Annotated in this window: 18 protein-coding genes; 4 read left to right on the top strand and 14 right to left on the bottom strand. The window is 32.7% G+C overall.

All coding sequences use genetic code 11. From position 1 onward, the window contains the following. The first annotated feature begins 41 nt into the window (after positions 1 to 41). Positions 42 to 1076, top strand: a complete 1035-nt coding sequence (gene hemW, locus CQA57_RS05145) for a radical SAM family heme chaperone HemW (RefSeq protein ID WP_115579164.1) — start codon at positions 42 to 44, stop codon at positions 1074 to 1076. Here the strand turns inward: hemW and lspA are convergent. Further along, complete coding sequence (gene lspA / locus CQA57_RS05140; protein ID WP_407918736.1) at positions 1037 to 1522, bottom strand: signal peptidase II; 486 nt, start codon at positions 1520 to 1522, stop codon at positions 1037 to 1039. The two genes, hemW and lspA, sit on opposite strands and share 40 nt — an antisense overlap. Further along, positions 1523 to 2860: a phosphoglucosamine mutase gene (gene glmM, locus CQA57_RS05135; RefSeq protein WP_115579163.1), complete on the bottom strand. Its 1338-nt coding sequence runs from the start codon at positions 2858 to 2860 to the stop codon at positions 1523 to 1525. A 113-nt stretch (positions 2861 to 2973) separates the two neighbouring features. Here glmM and rpsT point away from each other — a divergent pair, with 113 nt between their 5' ends. Together rpsT and prfA are read left to right on the top strand one after the other, a co-directional pair. Beyond that, positions 2974 to 3246, top strand: coding sequence for a 30S ribosomal protein S20 (rpsT, locus tag CQA57_RS05130; protein WP_115579162.1), 273 nt, complete (start codon positions 2974 to 2976; stop codon positions 3244 to 3246). A 9-nt stretch (positions 3247 to 3255) separates the two neighbouring features. Then, a complete protein-coding gene (gene prfA / locus CQA57_RS05125) occupies positions 3256 to 4317 on the top strand; it encodes a peptide chain release factor 1 (protein WP_115579161.1) in 1062 nt (353 codons plus the stop codon). A 1-nt stretch (position 4318) separates the two neighbouring features. Here prfA and CQA57_RS05120 read toward each other — a convergent pair whose 3' ends face one another. The 12 genes from CQA57_RS05120 to pheS all read right to left on the bottom strand — a co-directional run bounded on the left by CQA57_RS05120 (position 4319) and on the right by pheS (position 19690). After that, positions 4319 to 6010, bottom strand: a complete 1692-nt coding sequence (locus CQA57_RS05120) for an ABC transporter ATP-binding protein/permease (protein WP_245941863.1) — start codon at positions 6008 to 6010, stop codon at positions 4319 to 4321. Positions 6011 to 6014: 4 nt separating this feature from the next. Continuing rightward, a complete protein-coding gene (locus tag CQA57_RS05115; RefSeq protein ID WP_115579159.1) occupies positions 6015 to 6980 on the bottom strand; it encodes a GDP-L-fucose synthase family protein in 966 nt (321 codons plus the stop codon). 26 nt (positions 6981 to 7006) lie between these two features. Then, positions 7007 to 8338, bottom strand: a complete 1332-nt coding sequence (locus tag CQA57_RS05110) for an aminotransferase class V-fold PLP-dependent enzyme (RefSeq protein ID WP_115579158.1) — start codon at positions 8336 to 8338, stop codon at positions 7007 to 7009. Beyond that, a complete protein-coding gene (locus CQA57_RS05105; protein WP_115579157.1) occupies positions 8335 to 8670 on the bottom strand; it encodes a histidine triad nucleotide-binding protein in 336 nt (111 codons plus the stop codon). Before CQA57_RS05105 ends, CQA57_RS05110 begins: the two co-directional genes overlap by 4 nt. Before the next feature lie 9 nt (positions 8671 to 8679). Further along, complete coding sequence (locus CQA57_RS05100) at positions 8680 to 9522, bottom strand: biotin synthase (protein ID WP_115579156.1); 843 nt, start codon at positions 9520 to 9522, stop codon at positions 8680 to 8682. A gap of 9 nt (positions 9523 to 9531) precedes the next feature. Continuing rightward, complete coding sequence (locus CQA57_RS05095; RefSeq protein ID WP_147288350.1) at positions 9532 to 9969, bottom strand: hypothetical protein; 438 nt, start codon at positions 9967 to 9969, stop codon at positions 9532 to 9534. 34 nt (positions 9970 to 10003) lie between these two features. Beyond that, a complete protein-coding gene (locus CQA57_RS05090; RefSeq protein WP_115579154.1) occupies positions 10004 to 11653 on the bottom strand; it encodes a 30S ribosomal protein S1 in 1650 nt (549 codons plus the stop codon). 127 nt (positions 11654 to 11780) lie between these two features. Continuing rightward, a complete protein-coding gene (locus CQA57_RS05085) occupies positions 11781 to 13808 on the bottom strand; it encodes an autotransporter outer membrane beta-barrel domain-containing protein (RefSeq protein ID WP_115579153.1) in 2028 nt (675 codons plus the stop codon). A gap of 439 nt (positions 13809 to 14247) precedes the next feature. After that, positions 14248 to 15072: a 4-hydroxy-3-methylbut-2-enyl diphosphate reductase gene (locus tag CQA57_RS05080; protein WP_115579152.1), complete on the bottom strand. Its 825-nt coding sequence runs from the start codon at positions 15070 to 15072 to the stop codon at positions 14248 to 14250. A 3-nt stretch (positions 15073 to 15075) separates the two neighbouring features. Then, complete coding sequence (gene aroA, locus CQA57_RS05075; RefSeq protein ID WP_115579151.1) at positions 15076 to 16344, bottom strand: 3-phosphoshikimate 1-carboxyvinyltransferase; 1269 nt, start codon at positions 16342 to 16344, stop codon at positions 15076 to 15078. Between the two features lie 5 nt (positions 16345 to 16349). After that, positions 16350 to 18701 carry a phenylalanine--tRNA ligase subunit beta gene (gene pheT, locus CQA57_RS05070; RefSeq protein ID WP_115579150.1) on the bottom strand — a complete coding sequence of 784 codons (2352 nt, stop codon included), beginning with the start codon at positions 18699 to 18701 and terminating at the stop codon, positions 16350 to 16352. After that, the gene (gene pheS / locus CQA57_RS05065) at positions 18701 to 19690 is read right to left on the bottom strand and encodes a phenylalanine--tRNA ligase subunit alpha (RefSeq protein ID WP_115579149.1); all 990 of its coding nucleotides are present in this window, start codon (positions 19688 to 19690) and stop codon (positions 18701 to 18703) included. The genes pheT and pheS overlap by 1 nt, the downstream gene beginning before the upstream one ends. Positions 19691 to 19772: 82 nt before the next feature. Here pheS and CQA57_RS05060 point away from each other — a divergent pair, with 82 nt between their 5' ends. Next, positions 19773 to 20087: a rhodanese-like domain-containing protein gene (locus CQA57_RS05060; RefSeq protein ID WP_115579148.1), complete on the top strand. Its 315-nt coding sequence runs from the start codon at positions 19773 to 19775 to the stop codon at positions 20085 to 20087. Positions 20088 to 20426 lie beyond the last annotated feature (339 nt).

The raw sequence follows: 20426 nt of genomic DNA, 5'->3' as shown, positions 1-20426 counted from the left end.
AATTATGCAATAAAAATCTTAAATATTAAGCTAGTTTTTCAATGATTTTATATATTCATATTCCATTTTGCAATAGCAGATGTGGCTATTGCACATTTAATTCTTTTGAAAATAAACTTGATTTACAAGAATATTATGTTCAAGCCTTAATACAAGATCTTATCTCATCTAAAACCAATGCTCCTATCAATTCAATATTTTTTGGTGGTGGAACCCCTAATATACTCCACCAATCCTATTATGAAAAAATTTTTAAAACAATCAATCAGCACTATACCTTAAAAGATGATTGCGAAATCACCCTAGAAGCAAATCCCAATCTTATCCATTTCAAATGGTGCAAAGCACTAAAAAATCTAGGAGCCAACAGGCTTAGCATAGGTGTTCAAAGTTTTTTTGAAGATAAATTAAACTTCTTGCAAAGAGAGCATCATTATGATGATATTTCAAATGCAATTGACATAGCATTTAGTTGCAATATCACCAATCTAAGTATTGATCTTATCTATGATACCCCTCAAGACACCAAACAAAGGATTTATGAGGAAATAAATCTAGCCTCAAAACTACCAATCAATCATATATCTGCCTATAGTTTAAGCATTGAAAAAGACTCTAAGCTACAAAAACAAGGAATTAAAGAAACTACAGAATCTTTTTGCCAAGAAATGTGCTTGGCATTAAAAGAATTTAATTTTATCCCATATGAAGTTTCTAACTATTCTAGGGGCTATAAAGTTTCTCACAATCTTTCTTATTGGAACTATGAAGATTATATTGGTTGTGGGTGTGGAGCTGTTGGCAAGATTGGCAATAAAAGATTTTATACCCAAAAAAATTTAGAAGAATATATAAAAAACCCCCATTATAGAAAACAAGAAATTCTAAATCAAGATGATGTTCTTTTAGAAAAAATCTTTCTAGGATTGAGATCAGAGATTGGCGTAGAATACTCTCTTTTAAATCCAGAAAAAACACAACTATTACTACAATCCAATCAAATCATACAAAAAGGAGATAGAATCTTTGCTAAGGATTATTTCTTAGCAGATGAACTTACACTCTGGTTGCTATAGCCCCTAAATACTCTCAAAAGCAACAATCCAGCACCAAGATCAATTACTACATCAGCAAAATTAAATACAGCAAACTCAAAATAATAATGCCAATATACATAATCCACTACCCCTCCATAAACAAATCTATCCAAAAGATTGGAAATCCCTCCAGCAAAAATACAAGCAAAGGCAACAATATTTTGTAAAAAAAACTCCTTTTGCTTATACAAAATAAATGCCACAAAAATAATGGCAAACAGTTGGATAAACTTTAAAAATCCTCCTAAAAAACTTAAAAAAGAAAAAGCTACTCCTTTATTAAAAACAAGCAATAAAGAAAAAATTTGACTCTCCCAAACAATCCTTCCCTCAACACCATTGCAATAACTATAGAAAAAAAACTTTATGCATTGATCAAGAAAAAACACACTAAAAAAAATCAAAAAAAACTTTTTCAACTCCATTTATCCCAAAGCCTTTTTCAAAAATCCACTAAATGCCTCTATTGTAGAATCTAAAAGTTCCTGATCCTTTCCCTCAAGCAAAACTCTAAGCTTATTCTCTGTTCCAGAATATCTCACTAAATATCTCATTTTTTTTGCCACAATATCCTCTAACCACTGGTTATACCCCTCTATATCTGTTAGCGGTTTTTTCTCCTTGATGATAATATTTACAAGCCTTTGTGGATAAAGCTCAAAAGGGTTTAATGCGATACTACTTGCCTGCTTACTTTTTTTCAACAAACTCATCACTTGCAATGCACTTACCAATCCATCACCTGTTTTGGCATAATCACTAAAAATAATATGGCCGCTCTGCTCCCCTCCAAAATTTGTATCCTCTTGCTTCATTAAATCAATCACATATTTATCCCCAACATCACACCTTTTAAGCTCAATTCCCTTGTCTTTAAGATATTCTTCTAAAGCCAAGTTACTCATTAATGTAGCCACTACTTTATGACTTTTTAACTTTTTAGTTTCTAATTGATAATTTGCCAAAGCGCCAATAAGCTTATCACCTTGCACAATTGTTCCTAGATTATCTACAACAACCAACCTATCTGCATCTCCATCAAAACCAAAACCAACATCAGCACGATATTTTTTTACTGCCTCACTTAAAGCCTGAGGAGCGATAGCACCACAATTTTCATTGATATTTGATCCATTTGGCGTATTATTTATCACAATTACATCTGCCCCAAGTTCTGAAAAAATCGTAGGAGCTACTTTATATGCAGCACCATTTGCACCATCCAAAACAACCCTAAACCCCTTCATTGTTAAGTCTTTTGGAAAAGAATTTTTTATTTGCACAATATAGCGACCAATAACATCATCAATACGCTTAGAGCTTCCAATATCAGAATGTGTTTTAAAGCTGCTAAAAAGCAATTTTTCATCAGCAAAAATTGCTTCTATTTCTCTTTCTGCATGCTCATCAAGCTTAAAACCAAAACGATCAAAAAACTTAATTCCATTGTCCTCATAAGGATTATGGCTCGCAGAAATCATAATACCGCCATCACAACGCATATCCTCAGTTAAAAAAGCTATTGCTGGAGTTGGCATAGGCCCTACTTGAATCACATCATATCCTATTGATGTTAGAGCAGAAACTAAAGCATTTTCTATCATATATCCACTACGCCTTGTATCTTTACCTACAAGTATTTTATTTGTTGTCCCTTGCTTTCTAAAATAAAGCCCTGCACTAATACCAAGCCTTAAAACTAAAAATGGGGTGATATCTTCGCCTGCCTTGCCTCTTACGCCATCAGTTCCAAAAATTTTCAAAACAACCTCCTATAACTCAAAATATTCTTTGAGAGAATAAAATTTTAAACTCATTTTAAATAAAATTTTGGCATAATTTTGCCTTAAATTTGATTACAAAAGGATTAAGAGCTATGGCAAATCATAAATCTGCGGAAAAAAGAATTCGTCAGACCATTAAAAGAACTGAAAGAAATCGCTATTATAGAACAAGAATTAAAAATATCATCAAAGCAGTAAGAGAGAGCGTGGCAGCAAATGATGTAACAAAGGCACAAGAAGCTTTAAAGATTGCAAACAAAGAATTACATAAATTTGTAAGTAAAGGCATAATTAAGAAAAATACTGCTTCAAGAAGAGTTAGTCGTCTTAATGCTGCTGTAAAAAAGATTGCTTTATCTGCTTAAGTCTTTTTAATGCTTGTCAAAAAGCTACTCCCTATTATCAAGAGATATGATGAAATTTCTGCCCTCTTAGCAGATTCTCAAATTATCTCTGATATCAAACAACTTACAAACCTCAGCAAAGAACAAAGTGAAATACAAGAAATAGTGCATCAAGCAAAAGAATACATTGCAACGCTTGATAGTATACAAGAAAATAAACTACTGCTAGAAGATAAAGAATTATGCGATTTAGCAAAAGAAGAATTAAAACTTCTTGAAGAAAAAAAAATATCCCTAGAAGAGCAAATCAAAGTTTTACTTATCCCTAAGGATCCTAATGATAATAAAAATATTTATTTAGAGTTGCGTGCTGGAACAGGTGGAGATGAGGCTGGTATTTTTGTAGGAGACTTGTTTAAGGCATATTGTCGCTATGCAGATTTACAAAAATGGAAAGTAGAAATCATAAGTTCTAGTGAAAATAATGTCGGTGGATATAAAGAAATTATTGCTCTTATCAAAGGACAGGGTGCATACTCCAAACTTAAATTTGAAGGTGGCACCCATCGTGTCCAAAGAGTTCCAGAGACAGAATCTCAAGGTAGAATCCACACCTCTGCTATCACTGTTGCCTTAATGCCAGAAGTAGATGAAGTAGAGGTGATTATCAATCCTAGTGATTTACGCATTGAAGTTTTTCGTGCTGGAGGACATGGAGGACAATGTGTCAATACGACAGATTCTGCGGTAAGAATTACACATATCCCAACAGGCATAAGCGTATCTATCCAAGATGAAAAATCACAACATAAAAATAAAGATAAAGCAATGAAAATCTTACGCTCTAGAATCTATGAAGCACAGCTTGAAGCACAACAAAGCCAAAATGCTCAGGCCAGAAAAGATCAAGTAGGAAGTGGAGATAGAAGCGAAAGAATCCGCACTTATAACTATCCTCAAAATCGATTAACTGATCATAGGATAGGTCTTACTCTCTATAGTCTTGAAGAAATTATGTTAGCAGGAAACCTTGATGCCATTATCAATCCTTTGATTGCAAATGCCCAAAGCCAAGCTATGGGAACAGAATAAATTAACTACCCTTATTCTTTGTACCCATCTCTATTTTTCTATCACATCGCTCCACAGTGCTTAATCTATGTGCAATAACCAACAAAGTCTTATCTTTTGCAATTTGATAAATCTCATCCATAATTGCACTCTCAGTTTGAACATCTAATGCACTTGTAGCCTCATCTAATACCAAAATATCAGGGTTATGATACAATGCTCTTGCAATCCCCACACGCTGTCTCTGCCCTCCACTTAAACTATTACCCCCATCTCCCACTTGCGTATCAAACCCTTCATTTTCCTGTAAAAAATCATAAATTTTTGCCATTTTTGCAACTTCTGTCAATCTTGCTTTATCCATCTTGCTACCAAAAGCAATATTCTCTCCAACACTTCCATCAAAAAGATAAATATTTTGTGGAATATAGCCTATCTTCTGCCTCCATGATTTAATATTATTATCATTAAGCTCTATACCATCTATATAAATTTTACCCCTCTTTGGTTTTAAGATTCCAATAATCAAATCAATCAAAGTAGATTTTCCAGCTCCACTTTTACCGACAAAAGCTATTTTTTCTCCTTTCTTAATTTCTAAATTAAAATCAGAAAAAACTTCCTTTTTATCTGGATAGGCAAAAGCAATATCTCTTAAAAGTATATTTTTTTGAAAATCTATTTTTTCATTACCTTCTTGCGGTTCATCTTCTTGTAAAGCCTCATAAATTTGCTCCACTGATTTTCCCATAAAAATCATTGTATTGTAATGATCAAGTATCTTTGTGACTGATGGCAAGATTCTATACAAAGCCAAAGCATACATTGAAACAATAGGCAAAACAGCACTTGCATTACCATAAGCAAATAAGATATAACCAACGCATGCCACTAAAATACAAAACCCTACAGTCTCTAAGATATTGCGTGGCAAAGAATTAAAAGTTTGAAACAAAACCTGCACTCTTGATCTCTTTAATGAAAGTTGTTCAAAAACTTTAAAATTCTCTTCTTCTCTAGCTCTTAATTTTACAATCTTAAAATTACCCAAAGTTTGAGAAAGCATTTTAAAAAAACTTCCTTCTGTCTTAGATCTCTCTTCACCCTGCTTGCCTACAACCCTACCAATACCCTTAATAATCAAAAAAACATTCAAGGCAAGCAAACAGGTTAAAACCAGTGTCATCTTCCAGCTAATTATCAAAAGCAGACTATAAAGCAACAACATAATACTAATTTCTGAAAAAATATTTAAAAAACTTGAAAGAAAATGAGAAGCATTGCTAGATTCTTGCACAATATTTTTTCTGATTACATCAAGATTCTTTTTAGAAAATTTTTCATAATCCTGCCTAATCGTCTTACAAAAAACACTATAAGAGAAATAATGATACTTTTTGGCAACAAAACGATTAAGAGAATAAGTATAAGCAATATTATAAAAAGCTCTAAAAATATAAAAACAAATAAGCAAAATTGAAAAAGTAATCATAAATTGATTTGTGCTTTTAAAATGAAAATAATGATAAACAAAGCTAGATACCTTATGATTAAAAATTAAATCAGGATTAGTTGCTAGAGTAATAAAAGGCATAATAATGCTAACACCAAAAGTCTCAATAAAAGTTAAAAGAAAAGTTGCAAGCAACAATCCTAATAAAATCACTCTATCGCGTCTTGTAATTAAAGAAAGTATTAAAGAAATGTTCTTCAAAAAATTATTCTGCTTCATTTTGCAAATACCATTTGTAAGTTTTATTTATCCCCTCAGCTAATTGCACCTTTGGTTTCCAACCCAAGGAAAATAGCTTTGAGCTATCCATCAACTTTTGAAAAGTCCCATCAGGTTTTGAAGAATCAAATATAAGTTCTCCTTTAAACCCTATGATTTCTTGTATCAACAATGCAAGCTCTCTAATGCTAATATCACTTCCAAATCCTAAATTAAGATGCGTATTTCTAATCTCTTGCTTTCCTTGTATCAAATCACAAAAATCAATATTTTGCATTACATAAACACATGCTTCTGCCATATCCTCACTATACAAAAATTCTCTTCTTGGATTCCCACTTCCCCAAATCACTACTTCTTTTTTACCCTGCATTTTTGCCTCATGAAACTTTCTAATCAATGCTGGCAGGACGTGAGAAGTTTCTAAATCAAAATTATCATTCTCTCCATATAAATTTGTCGGCATTACAGAAACAAAATTTGTCTTATATTGCAAATTAAAAGCCTCGCACATTTTCATACCAGCAATTTTTGCAATTGCATAAGGCTCATTAGTATATTCCAATGGACTAGTCAATAAACAGTCCTCTTGCATAGGTTGTGGAGCATTTTTTGGATAAATACAACTAGAACCTAAAAACAAAAGCTTTTTAACCCCATACTTATAAGCAAGAGAGATAATATGATTTTGTATCATCAAATTTTCATAAATAAAATCTGCGCGATAGGTATTATTCGCAACTATACCGCCAACTTTTGCAGCGCACAAGAAAATATATTCTGGCTTAAGGCTTTGAAACATAGATTCTAGTGCAGTAAAATCAAGCAAGTCAAGTTCACTTCTGCTTTTTAAAATTAAATTACCATATCCCTTATTTTGAAGGTTTTTTGTAATCGCACTACCTACAAGCCCCCTATGTCCAGCGATAAAAATTCTAGAATCTAATTCCATTTTTCACCTTTTTTATAAAGATTGTATCATACAAGCTTAGGATTTAAAATACCAATGGCCTTTTTTAATACTTCAAATAAATATTCTATATCCTGCAAGGTATGTGTATAATGAATGCTTATACGTAGCCATCCGTAAGGATCTTTTTCTCCGCGATATACCCCATCTTGCAATTCTAATAAATCATGTCCATAAGGGCCAGCACAACTACATCCAGCACGAGTTTGAATCTTATAATGTTTGCTTAAAAAATAAGCCAACTCAAAAGGAGAAACTCCCAAAATATTAAAAGAGACTATACCAAGATGCTCTTCTTTTCCATAAATTTTTATACCCTTAAGACTTTTAAGTTTTTGCATCAGCAAACGCATTAAGACTCTTTTTCTTTGAGCAATAAACTCAATCCCTACCTCATCGCGAAGTTTATAAGCCAAAGCCGCTTTGAACAACTGTAATATTGGTGGGGTTCCTGCCTCTTCTCTAATATGCTTATCTAAAGAGTAAATTTGAGTTTTTCTATCCACATAAGAAACAACTCCGCCTCCAGCAAATGTAGGTGCATTAGCCACATCAATAAAGCTCTCTCTGATGCACAAAATACCACAACTACCAATCCCGCCCAAAAGCTTATGAGGAGATAAAAAACAAGCATCAAAATTTTTAGAATCTATCACATAATCCGTTGAGCTTGTTGCCATATCTAAAGCTATGATACATTTATACTTCCTTGCCAAATCTATAAGTTCTTGATAAGGAGCAAGATTTCCTGTTACATTTGAGATTAGATTGCAAGAAAAAATAATCTTACGATTTTCATTTCTTTTTAACACTTCTTCAAAATATAATAAATCAAAATCCAAGTTATCACAAAGAGGGATTCTATAAAATTCACACAACCCCTCACGGAAACTCACTTCATTTGAGTGATGTTCAAATGAACCTACAACTACTATTGGCAATAAATCCTGCTTAATTTCTACAAATTTTTTAGCCTCTGGCGGAATATAAATTCCCAATAATTCTTGAAATTTCTTAATTGCAGAAGTAGAACCACTACCACAAGCAATAAGCACAAAATCATCACTAAGGCCTAAACTATTTTTAATAACTTTTTTACTTTCATCATAAAGCTTTTGCATCATCATTGCACTAGTGGCACTATTAGAATGTGTATTTGCATAAAAAGGTAAAATTTCAGTTATACGATTTTCTATCAGAGAATTTGCAAGCCCGGAAGCTGTCCAATCAAAATAATAAGTATCTTTTTTTAAAATAATTTGCTCACGCAAACTACTGATTTTATCTTCATAAAAACCATCAATTAAAGGTCTAAAGGCAAAATCTACAAAATCTTTCACTTAACCAATTTTTCCCAATTTAGCTTTCCCCCACCTAAAATATGATAATGAAAATGAGGCACCTCTTGACCACCATCAGCTCCTATATTGGTAATCAAACGATATCCACTCTCCTTAATTCCTAAAACCTCAACTACCTCAAGAATAAAAACACTCATTTCTGCAAGCAATTCCTTTGGCATCTCATTAAAATCCTTAAAAGATTGTTTTGGTATAGCCAATACATGTATAGGAGCCTTTGGTGCAATATCATAAAAAGCCAAAAACTGCTCATTCTCCAAAACTTTTTTACAGGGTAAATCCCCTTTAATAATCTTTTCAAATACATTCATATACAACTCCTAATGACAACTTGTTGCTATGCTCAACCCATAAGATAAAAGCTCATTGATATCATCGTGTGGGGTTCTGCCCTTTGTTGTAAGATAATCCCCTAAAACAATAGAATCTATCCCACTTTCATAAAGCTTTTTTTGATTTTCTCCAAAAACAAGCTCCCTACCTCCAGCAATCATCAATCTTGCAGATGGTAAATACTCTCTTGCAAGTATAATGCACTCCAATGCTTCTTCTTGAGTAATAATATCTTGCTCAATAGGCAGTGCAGAATTAGGGATAAAAAAATTCACAGGCACAGAATGGGGCTCCAAAGATTTAAGAGATTCTAAAAGCTCCATTCTTTGCTCCCAGCTCTCCCCAAGACCAAAAATACCTCCTGTACATAAACCAAGCCCAACCTTAAGAGCATTTTGGCAAGTTTCATACCTCTCTTCCCAAGTATGAGTAGAGCAAATAGAATCAAAAAAACTTTGTGCTGTTTCTAGATTATGGTTATAACTATCTACTCCATTTTGTTTTAAAAATTTTAAAGAATCTGTATCAGCTCTACCACAACAAGCAATCAAGTGGATATCATCAATATGCTTTTTAATCTCTCTAGCAACTTGTGCGATATATTCGCATTTTTTACTATCCAATCCCCTGCCTGAAGTAACAAGACAAAAGCCAAGCATCCCATAACTCTTTAATCTTTTAGCCTCTTGTAAAATTGTTTCAATGGGTTTAAAATTATAAGTTTGTATTTGAGTTTTATAATGCACGCTTTGTGTGCAATATTTACAATCTTCTGGGCAATTGCCACTACTTACATTAGAGATAGAACACAAAAAAATTTCTTTTTTCAAAGGATATTCCTAATTATTTTGATATGCAATACCATAGTAGTGCAGCATTTGCAATATTTTTTCTTCTCTCTCTTGAGGAAGATAAACGACAATATCTAAATTATTCTCAGATTTATTGTAAGCAAAATCTATCTTTTTATCTTTAAAGAGTTCTTTTAAGCAAAATAATTTTTCCTTATCAACACTCTTGATAATTACATTACGCCTTTTTTTTACTTCACTTGGATCCAAAAAGTTTAAAGAAAAATGAGCCTCACTTGCTGGATATGCAAAATCTCTTTCTTTTTTCATATCTGCAAACCAAACCTTCTCTTTAGGTATTTTTATTTCCACATCTCTTTGAGGATTCTTATAATCTAGTGTAATCATCTCCGGAGGAAGTGTATTTTTATAAGAAAAAAGTGAGTAGATTGCAATGCCAAGCACCACAATTACTACTATACTCAAAAAAAATTTTTTGCTTCTTGTCATCTGCTAGATATTAAAGCAATCCTTTGAGTTTATCACCTAAAGTCATCTTATCATCAGAATTAAAGTTTTTAATTTCTTCTCTCTCTTGTTGTCTCTCTAGTCTTTTCATAGAAACTCTTACTTTACCATTTGCTTTATCGATATAAGCTACACAACCCTTTAAAGTATCACCTTTTTTAAGTTCATCTCTTTTTACACCAGACAAATCTTCATTGCGTATTAAAGCATCAATGCCTTCTACTTCAATAAAAATACCAAAATCTTTAATATCAATAATCTTGCCCTCTACTACATCATCAATTTGATATTTTTTTGCAAATCTATCGACAGGAGATTCTTCTAAAGCTCTAAGACTTAAGGATACTCTCTCACTCTTAGTGTCAATTTTAGTAATCTTAACCTTAACTTGTTCTCCCACTTTTAATGCATCTTTACACTTTTTGCCTTTTTCCCAAAATGCATCTTCATTATGCAAAAGACCATCAATTCCACCAATATTGATAAATGCACCAAAATCAGTAAGTGTCTCTACTTTTCCATCTGCAATATCGCCTTCTTTATATTGCTTGATAAATTGCGCAAATGGCTTCTCTTGCAATTTTTTCAAAGAAACTCTCAATCTTCTTTCACTTGGATTGATTTCAATAATCTCTACATCAATCTCTTGCCCAACACTTAATACATCTTGTGGATGTTTAATATCCTTGCCCCAAGAAATTTCTGAAATATGCAAGAATCCTTCTAAATCATTACCAATATCTACAAATGCACCATAAGGTTCAATATTGCTTACATTTACCTTGATTGCATATCCTACTTTAAGTTCTTTTACCACTTCTTTCCAAGGATCTTCTTGCAAAGCTTTGATAGAAAAAGAAAGGCGTTTTTTACCTTCATCATAAGCGATTGCTTTCACTTGAACACTATCGCCCTCTTTAAAAAGCTTTGAAGGATTCACAGGACCACGATGTGCAATTTCTGTATAATGCACCAATCCCTCTACTCCATCAACACTTACAAACATACCAAAGCTAGTAATACGCTTTACAATACCACTTAGTGGCTCCTTAGATTCTAAAAACTTCTTTGCATTTTCACTATGGAACTTATCATTTATCCCAAAAAAGGCTTTGCGAGATACAATAATGCTGTTTTCTTCTGGCTTGACATTGATAATGCAAACTTCAACTTTTTTGCCCTTATCCTCTTTTGCAGAAGCATGGAATTTTGGCATAAAATACTCCACACCATCGCTATCTTCAAGAACAACTCCGCCCTTATTTTTTCTCACAATCTTAGCTTCAATGATTTTGTCTTTAAAATCATCTCCTAAAGCTTTAATTTTTTCTTGAATCTTCTTAAACTTCAATGCTTTTTTGTAAGAAACACTAAAATACTCTCCATTGCCCTTTGTTACATATACAAGTATTTTATCTCCCTCTTTAAAAAGCACCTTACCTGCATCATCTTGAATTTCAGAAATACTAAAACGTCCCTCTACTTTTTCTCCAACATCTACCATTACATTTTCTGCTGTAATTTTTACGATTACAGCCTCTTGTAAGACGCCTTTTTCCTCTTCTTTTTGACTTGCTTCAAAAAGTGTCGCAAAGTCCTCATCAGTATCCAAATGATCCAAGTTATCTAAGTTTATTCTCATCCAAAAACCCTTAAATTTGTATTTTTCGCGTTATATTATCTTATTTTTGCTTAAAAACTCCCAAAAAATCTCTAAGCTTTAAAATTTTTTATACTTTTTAGGAGTTTTCTTTCACAAAAATTTCTATTTAAAATTTATAGATACCAGAAATATTTCCTGTAATGTAGGTTTGGTTTTTCCACTCTTGATTATCATCTTGCAAGCCAGTAATTATTTGTTTTAGTGCCATACCAAGTCCAATATTCCAAGCATTATTCACTCTGATTTCTCCACCAATCAACAATTGTGCATAAGTTTTTGCCCTATTATCAATCTCTAGTGCATTTGAGATATTTGTAGCACCTTTAAATTTTAGAGAATCTTGCAATCCAAAAACCCCTTGCTCAATACTTGGTATCACATACAAAAATCCTGATTTATCAAAAAACTTTCGCAATTCCACTCCAAAACTTAATGTCCCAATCACATTATTTTGTGCTTCAAAATCTAAGATAATATCCCCACTATCCTTATAAGAAGGTGTCATGCTATACCCTACTCTAGCACCAATAAATGGTTTTGTAAAAAAGCTCTCACTACCAAAGTTATATCCATATCTTACCTCTAAAGCACTATAAGAATTAAAATAATTTGCCTTTGTGCTAGATGCATAAATCTTAGTTTCTCTTTCTTGATTGATAAAATTTGCTTGAGTTTTTAGATTCACATCTATTTGATGGGAATTAAAATCCATTCTTGTGTAAAATCCAGCTTCTATACTTTGTGCATCAAGTTTCAATAAATCATCTTTTGCATAATTGTAAGTGTAAGCAAGGTAGCCTCCGATGATAGCATTTTCCTTACTATCATCAAAACCTACACTCACACCACCAAGACCCCCTACATTGTTTCCTACTATCATACTACCACCATAGGTATTTACCCACAGATTCCTTACATTTGCAATTTGCACCACTTCTATTGCTTCTTTATTTTCCTCATCTTGCTTTTCTACTTTACTTAAAGAGATTGGCTTATATCCCATCAATCTTTGAGTCACCGCCATTTTTACTCCAAGATTTTCTTGCAAAAAGGCAAGATTAGCACTACTTGCTGTTTGTTTGATACTTGATTTTACTTCATCAACAAGTTGCAATGGTAGATTATTATATGCTTGAGCAGATCTAGCCACAAAATTTACTGCTAATAAATCATTGCTTGAATTTTTGATTGCTTCAGTAATATCTGCATTGTCTTTGTTGGTTAAAATATCTAGTTTATTGGTAATATCTGCCATTGTCGGAGTTATTTCAGTAGATAATTTTGTTTGGATAGAATCTGCTAGAACATTTGCACTTTTTAAAACAAAAGTGCTTGATAGAGGATTTCCTGTATCAGGATCAATTCCTCGAGCTCTAAGAAAATCTCCGATAGTTTGTATAATTTCTTTAACTTTTTGTTGAGAAAAGCCATTGGTGCCATTCGGATTATTTTCATGTTGTTTCCAATTATTATAAAACACTAAAATTGCCTCATTCTTTTCAGTATTTACGAGTGTTTTTATATCTTGATTTTTTGCTTCTTCTGTGAGTTTTGGTGTCACAATCAAAGCATTTCCATCTACCTTTGCTTCTAGGGTATATGCTGTAAGCCTATAAGTCAAACCTCCTTCTTCTGCTGCGGTATTACCACTACTCCCTTTAATATTCTCCAATCCACTCACCAAATCTCCTGCCTGAGCCCAAGCAAATGCAGAGGCACTCTTCACACCTTGTAAATCTACTCCACCATATGCCTTTAAAATCGTAATATTACCAATCACTCCGCTCTCTGGCATAAAAGTCGCAATATTCACATCTCTCAAAGTAGCCCTACCGCCGACTTCTATCACCCCTTCTTTGCCTTCTATCTGACTGCCTGCAGCAATACCTCCTTGATTTACTATGAGATTTTTAGAAATTGTAGTAATCACTGCATTTTCTTGCTCTTTTAGTATCACAACAGAAGCCAAAGTCCCATCACTATTGATAGTTACATCTGCGTTTAATTTACTTCCACTTTTAAGATTTGAAAAATATGCTGGGATAGTCTTACTACTCCCTGACCATCCAGCAAAGAGATCATTTATCGTGACACTGCCATCTCCAAAGCTAATGCTTTTTGCAGTAATCTCCAATGTTTCAAAAAAGCCATCTGTAAAACCAGCACCTTTGTCATTAGCTAAAGCCTTAAAGACTAGAGTGCTTGTAGGGGTATTGATCTCATAGCTTTTAATACCATCGTTACCACTTAAACCAGTATCCCATTTGCTATTAGTAGTATTAACAAAATTGATTGTGGAATTTGTTGGAACCTGATTTGATATCGCAGATTCGCTAATAACAAGCTTTTTATCATTAGGATCAAAATTTGCATATTGAGAACCTGTATTTGAACCATTTTTATATTCAAAGTTAATATCTTGAGAAAAAAGTATCGAAGAAAGTGAGAAAGCTAAACCTATGGCTTTTAAAGAAGAATTTCTAATATTTAAAAATGGGGGGGGGGGTTATTTTAGTTTGCATTACTGCTCCTTTTATTTTGAATTTTTAAAAGGTGAAATTTTAGCAAAAATCTCAAAGCTTTGAGATTTTATCTTGCACTTTTTTTACAATCCAATCAGGCGTAGAAGCTCCTGCTGTAATGCCACATATTTTTTTATCTCTAAACCACAAATCCTCTAAATCATTTTCATCTTCTACCAAATAGCTATCCTTGCAATACATCTGCGCGATGTGCAAAAGCTGTTTTGTATTTGAAGAAGTCTTGCCTCCTACAACAATCATAATATCCACTTCTTGGCTAAGCTCTCTTACTGCTTCTTGATTATCAAAAGTCGCGTTGCAAATAGTATTAAACACTCTTGTTTCATAACAATTTTGCATTAAATAATCTGCGATTTCTAAAAATTTTTTTGTTTGCTTGGTAGTTTGAGAAATTAACGCTACTTTTTTTCCTAGCTTTTTACCATAAAGCTCCTCAAGACTTCCCACCACGATAGGCTCACTTACAGAATAGCTCATCACTCCCTTAATCTCAGGATGTGTAACATCTCCAAAAATTACAATGCAATACCCCTCTTTACTCATAGATTCTGCAATTTGTTGGGGCTTGATGACAAAAGGACAAGTCGCATCAGTAATCTTTGCATTTTTGGATTTTAAGATATCCAAATCCTGCTTTGTAATGCCGTGTGTTCTGATAATAACACTTTGATTATCTTTGACATTTTCTGTGCTATTTTCTACAAAAACACTATAAGAATCCTCTAGACGCTTAATCTCTCTTTCATTGTGTATCAATGGGCCAAATGTAATAGCCCCTGCACTTTTCTCTGCCAGCTGTATAGCTCTTTTTACTCCAAAACAAAATCCGTATTTTTTTGCCAATTTAATTTCCATTTTTTACCTCTGTATCATTTTTTGCAAGATTTCTAAAAAATTAGGGAAAGAGATATCTACACATTCAAATCCTTCTATCTCTACTCCACACAAAAGCCCTGCTATAGCAAAGCTCATAGCAATACGATGATCACCAAAACTCTGCACCTTTGCTTCCTTTAACTCTCCGCCACAAATACTTAAACCATCTTCAAATTCTTCTACCTCAATGCCCATTTTTGAAAGATTACTCACAAGGGCTTTGATTCTATCTGTTTCTTTAACACGCAATTCTTTTGCATTCTTTATAATGCTTTTTCCCTTTGCATTTGCCATTGCAATGCTCAATGCTGGAATCTCATCAATCAACCAAGCAATTTTTTCCTCTAAAACAATCGCATTTAAACTACTAGATTGCACACTAATATCACCTATTATTTCATGAGTATTTTGTGTAATTTCATAAGTAATTTTTGCACCCATCTTTTTTAATATCTCAAATGCTTGTATTCTTGTCGGATTAAGCAAAATATTTTTTAAAATAAGATAGCTATTTGGCAATATTGTCGCACCTACTGCAAAGAAAAAAGCACTTGATGGATCTGATGGAATCTCTAAGATAAGAGGTTTTAGAGGCTCTTGCAAAGGAGAGATGCTAATACCTCCATCTTTATCTTGCAAATCTGCTCCCATATTTTTTAGCAATCTTTCTGTATGGTCTCTACTTAAATAAGGTTCTTTAAAAAAAGATTTCTCTTTTGCAAATAATCCTGCAAGAATCATCGCACTTTTTATCTGTGCAGATGCCACTTTACTTTCATATCTAAATCCCTCAAGAGTATTTCCAATAATACTGATGGGTGCTAATGCATTATCTTTTCTTGCAAAAATTTTTGCTCCAATCTCTCTTAAGGGTTCTATCACTCTTCCCATAGGACGATTTTTTAAATAACAATCCCCACTTAAAACAAAATATCCCCTTAGTCCTGCCAATAAACCCATATAAAGCCTCATTGCAGTTCCCGCATTGCCGCAATCTAAGATATCATCAGGTTCTTGTATTTTTTCTGGGGGAATAAATCTAAGGGTATTGCTATCTTTTTGTTCAACTCTTAGTCCAAGCTGTTTTGCAATATTTAAAGTGCTAAGAGTATCTTTAGCATATAAAAAATTTTTGATTTCGCTAGGAGTGTTTGCAAGTAAAGAAAAAATGACACAACGATGAGAAATAGACTTATCTGTAGCGATATTTTCTATCTCTCCTTTTAGTCCCTTGGCTTTTGCTATTTTCATTGTTTTTAATTTTTAAGCTTGATTTTAAACTTTTGCTCTAAAACTTCTAAGATTTTTTGCATTGTCTTTGTGATATCTTCTTCTGTAAGCGTGATATCTTCTGGGGTGATTTCTGCACGAATACTTAGAGCTATTTTGCCATCATCTTGTGTAAAAATATCAAGAGGATAAACATTTTTAAGATATTTTATATTGGCTTGTAAAATCGCTTGTTTTATCTCAAAAAATGCCAAAGTATCATCAATAATCAAAGTCAAATCCCTAAGGCTTGTCGGAAGCTTAGAAAAAGGTTTGCAAATAGGGTGCTCTAAGGCTAATTTTTGCAAATCAAGCTCACACAAAAATACATTTTGCAAATCCATCTCCCTTGCGATACTAGGGTGCAATTTTGCAATAAATCCTGCTTTTTGATTTTTGATATAGACCCAAGCACTTTGATGAGGATGCAAAATATTTGGCGTATTACCATCATATTTTTGAAGTTCAAAATTTCCTACAATATTTGCAACAACTTGAGCAAAAGAATAAAAATCCCACTTTATGCCTTTTGGATTAGGGAATTGTTCTTTTTCCTTTAATCCACTTACTACAAAAGCAACCTTTGTGTTCTCTGTGCGATTGCTATCATAAACACTTCCAATCTCACATAATCGTATATTTTTGTATCCAAAATTTTGATTTCTTAAAATCGAATCTAAAAGTGCTGGAATTAAAGAAGTTCTTAAAGTATTAAGCTCAGAAGTTATAGGATTTAAAAGATCTTTTTGTAAATCAAGCACTTCAAAACCAAATTTTTGAAGTCTCTCTCTTTGATAAAAAAGATAATGAATACATTCTACAAAATTATTGCTCAAAGCCCTTTTTATCAAATCTCTTTGATTTTTGTAATCAAGATATGCTGGGGTATTTTTTGGTTTTTCTTGCATTTTATGCGGAAGTGCTGGAATCTTATCCACCCCATAGATTCTTAGAATCTCTTCTGCAAGATCTTGCTCTGTTTGAATATCATGACGATAAGATGGCACTACCACGCTAAAGGAATTATCATTTGTTTTTAACTCAAGATAGAAATCTAATTGTTTTAAAATATCAGAGACCATTTCAATAGGTATTTCAAATCCAATAATCTGCGCAATACTTGAAAACTTTGTGCGTATGACATTTTCTTCCCTATCTTGCTTAATCTCTTGCACACCATCATAAATAAAACAAGAATTATAAGCATCTAGCAATAGGCATAGATAATTGATTCCTAAATGCAAATTAGGATTTGTGCCTCTTGCGCTCTTGTAGGTAAGCTCTTTATTTTGTTTGCAATCTTTATTATCAAATAAGACTTGAGAAATTTGTGCAGGATTGATATAACTTGCTTCAAAGATAATTGTCTTGCTTGCATCAAGATTTTGCTCAATCAAATTTCCCACACCAATATTTGATAACACCTCATTTGCAAACACCTCTTCAAAACCTTTTTGATTCTTTTGCACATAAAGCCATAAAATCTCACTTGTTGGATTCTGATTTTTATAAAGCCTATCAGCTTCATATGCATTTAACACAACCCCTGTCATATAAGAAACATAACCTGTATAATTTTCAATAATCCCTGTTTTTAAAATACCGCCAATCCCTAAGGCAATTTGCATTTTTAAAGGAAGGGTTCTTTGTTCAAAATCCACCACCTTATAAAGCAAAGAAGAATCAACTTTATTTTTTTGCGAAACTTGAAATTTTCTTCCAATGCCAAACTGATTGGTGCTCATATACTCTTTTGCTTTTTTAAGCTGCAAGGCAAAATAAGTTTTAATCTCTCTAGCAATTCCTAAGACACAAAGACAATCTCCACGATTTGGTGTTAGAGATATTTCAAGCAAGTGAGTATTAAAAATTTCATATTCTCTTAATTCCTTACCTAAGACAAGTTCTCCTATACTCTCATCTAAAAGCATAATGCCATCATTTATTTTTGGCAAACCTAACTCTACACTAGAGCAAAGCATTCCAAAACTCTCTACTCCTCTAAGCTTACTAGGCTTAATCTCCAAAATCTTTTCATCAAATTCAAGTCTTGCTCCATTTAATGCCACAGCAACAAATTGATCTTGTGCAACATTTTTTGCACCACATACAATTTGCAATACCTCATGACCCACATCTACCTTACATACACTAAGTTTATCTGCATCTGGATGTGCTTCTTTTTGCAATACCTTACCAACAACAATCTTTTTTGGAACTACCATAGGAGTAGAAACCTCTACTTCTAGCCCTATAACATTCAAAGCATTGCAAATTGCCTCAATCTCCAAATGCTCAATATCAATAAATTCTTTTAATAAATATGTTGTAACTTTCATTAAAATTGCTCCAATACCCTTAAATCTGTCTCAAAAAAACTCCTAAGGTCATTTACCCCACAAGTAAGCATTGCTAAGCGCTCAATACCCATACCAAAGGCATAGCCACTTACCCCCTCATAACCCACAGCCTCAAATACTCTAGAATCTACTACTCCACACCCCAAAACTTCAAGCCATCCTGTATGAGAGCATACCCTACAACCACTACCCCCACAAAAATTACAACTAATATCAACTTCTGCACTAGGCTCTGTAAAAGGAAAAAAGCTTGATCTAAAACGCACTTTTACATCACCAAAAAGATATTGTAAAAAATTTTCAAGAGTAAATTTAAGATTTGCAAAGTTTGCACTACTACCGCAATCTACTACCAATCCCTCTACTTGATGGAACATTGGCGTATGTGTCAAATCATAATCCCTACGAAAAGTAGCACCAGGACAAATCATCTTAATTGGTGGTTTTTGTGCTAGCATTGTGCGAATTTGCACAGGAGAAGTATGCGTGCGCAACAACATAGAATCTTTAAAATAAAAAGTATCTTGCATATCTCTTGCTGGATGATATACAGGCAGATTTAAAGCCTCAAAATTATGAAAATCATCTTCTACTAAAGGCCCTATGCACAAATCATAATCCAAATTTCTAAAATATTCTATAATGCGATCTTTAGTGTAATTTATAGGATGCCCCACACTTCTTTTGGCTTGTGTAAAAAACAAACTTGTATCAATTTTTTCACTCAGCAATGCTTGTGCTAACTCTTGATTTTGTAAAATTGTCTTTTTTTCTGCAAATAATGTCTCAAATTTTGCCTTAAGAGAGCTTAATTCTTTTGCCAATTCAGTCTTTGCTTCTCCTTCTAGATTCTTTAACTCCGCAAATCTCTGAGTAACACTTCCCTTTTTTCCAAAAAATTCAATTCTTACTCCATCAAGCTCTGCCATACTTTTTGCTTCTAATATCTTTTGTTCAAAAATATCCACTTTTTTTCCTTTGGGGATTGATGTATTTGATAAAATAAAGTGCTATTTTATTAAAAATAAATTATTTTATAAAGGTTTAAAAATGCAAAATACAAAAGATTACGCACTAAAATTTAAACAAATCAATCTCAAAGATTATATTGTGATAGATATTAGAGAAAAAGAAGATTATAAGAAGTTTCACATTCAAAATGCAATCCATCTACAAGATATTCGCAAAATAATTGCCCTTGCTGAAGAAAAAACTAATAAAAATATTTTACTTTACTGCTACCATGGCAATACTGCTTCTATGTATGTGCATCATTTATTGAATCTAGGAGTAGAAAATGTTTATTTTTTGAAAGAAAATTATGAAGAGTTTGAGGAAATGGGAATTCCACTTATTAAAAGCTAATCTTTCTCTTTCCCTCTCCAACCACCACTTAAACTAAGGAGTTTTGTTATAAAACTTTAAGATTTGATTTTAAGATTAAAGAGTTTTGTTATTTCTCTTTTATCTTTTAAGCTTAAAGTATTGTTTTATTTCTTTTTGTTTTAGTTTGTTTAAAACAAAAAAATTATAAAGTGAAAAGTAAAAAATAAAATAAAAAATATAAAAATGTTTAAGTGGTGGCAGGAGAAGGAAAAATCTTTGTTTGTTTTCTTCTTCTGCTTAGTTTTAATTAAAAATACTTTTTAATACTTTTAATTAATACTTTTAATTTCTTTTTTAATTATTATTCTTCATACTTCT

This window comes from Helicobacter anseris, from assembly GCF_003364335.1.
Taxonomy (GTDB): Bacteria; Campylobacterota; Campylobacteria; order Campylobacterales; family Helicobacteraceae; genus Helicobacter_H; species Helicobacter_H anseris.
This window is presented reverse-complemented; position numbering and strand designations above follow the sequence as displayed.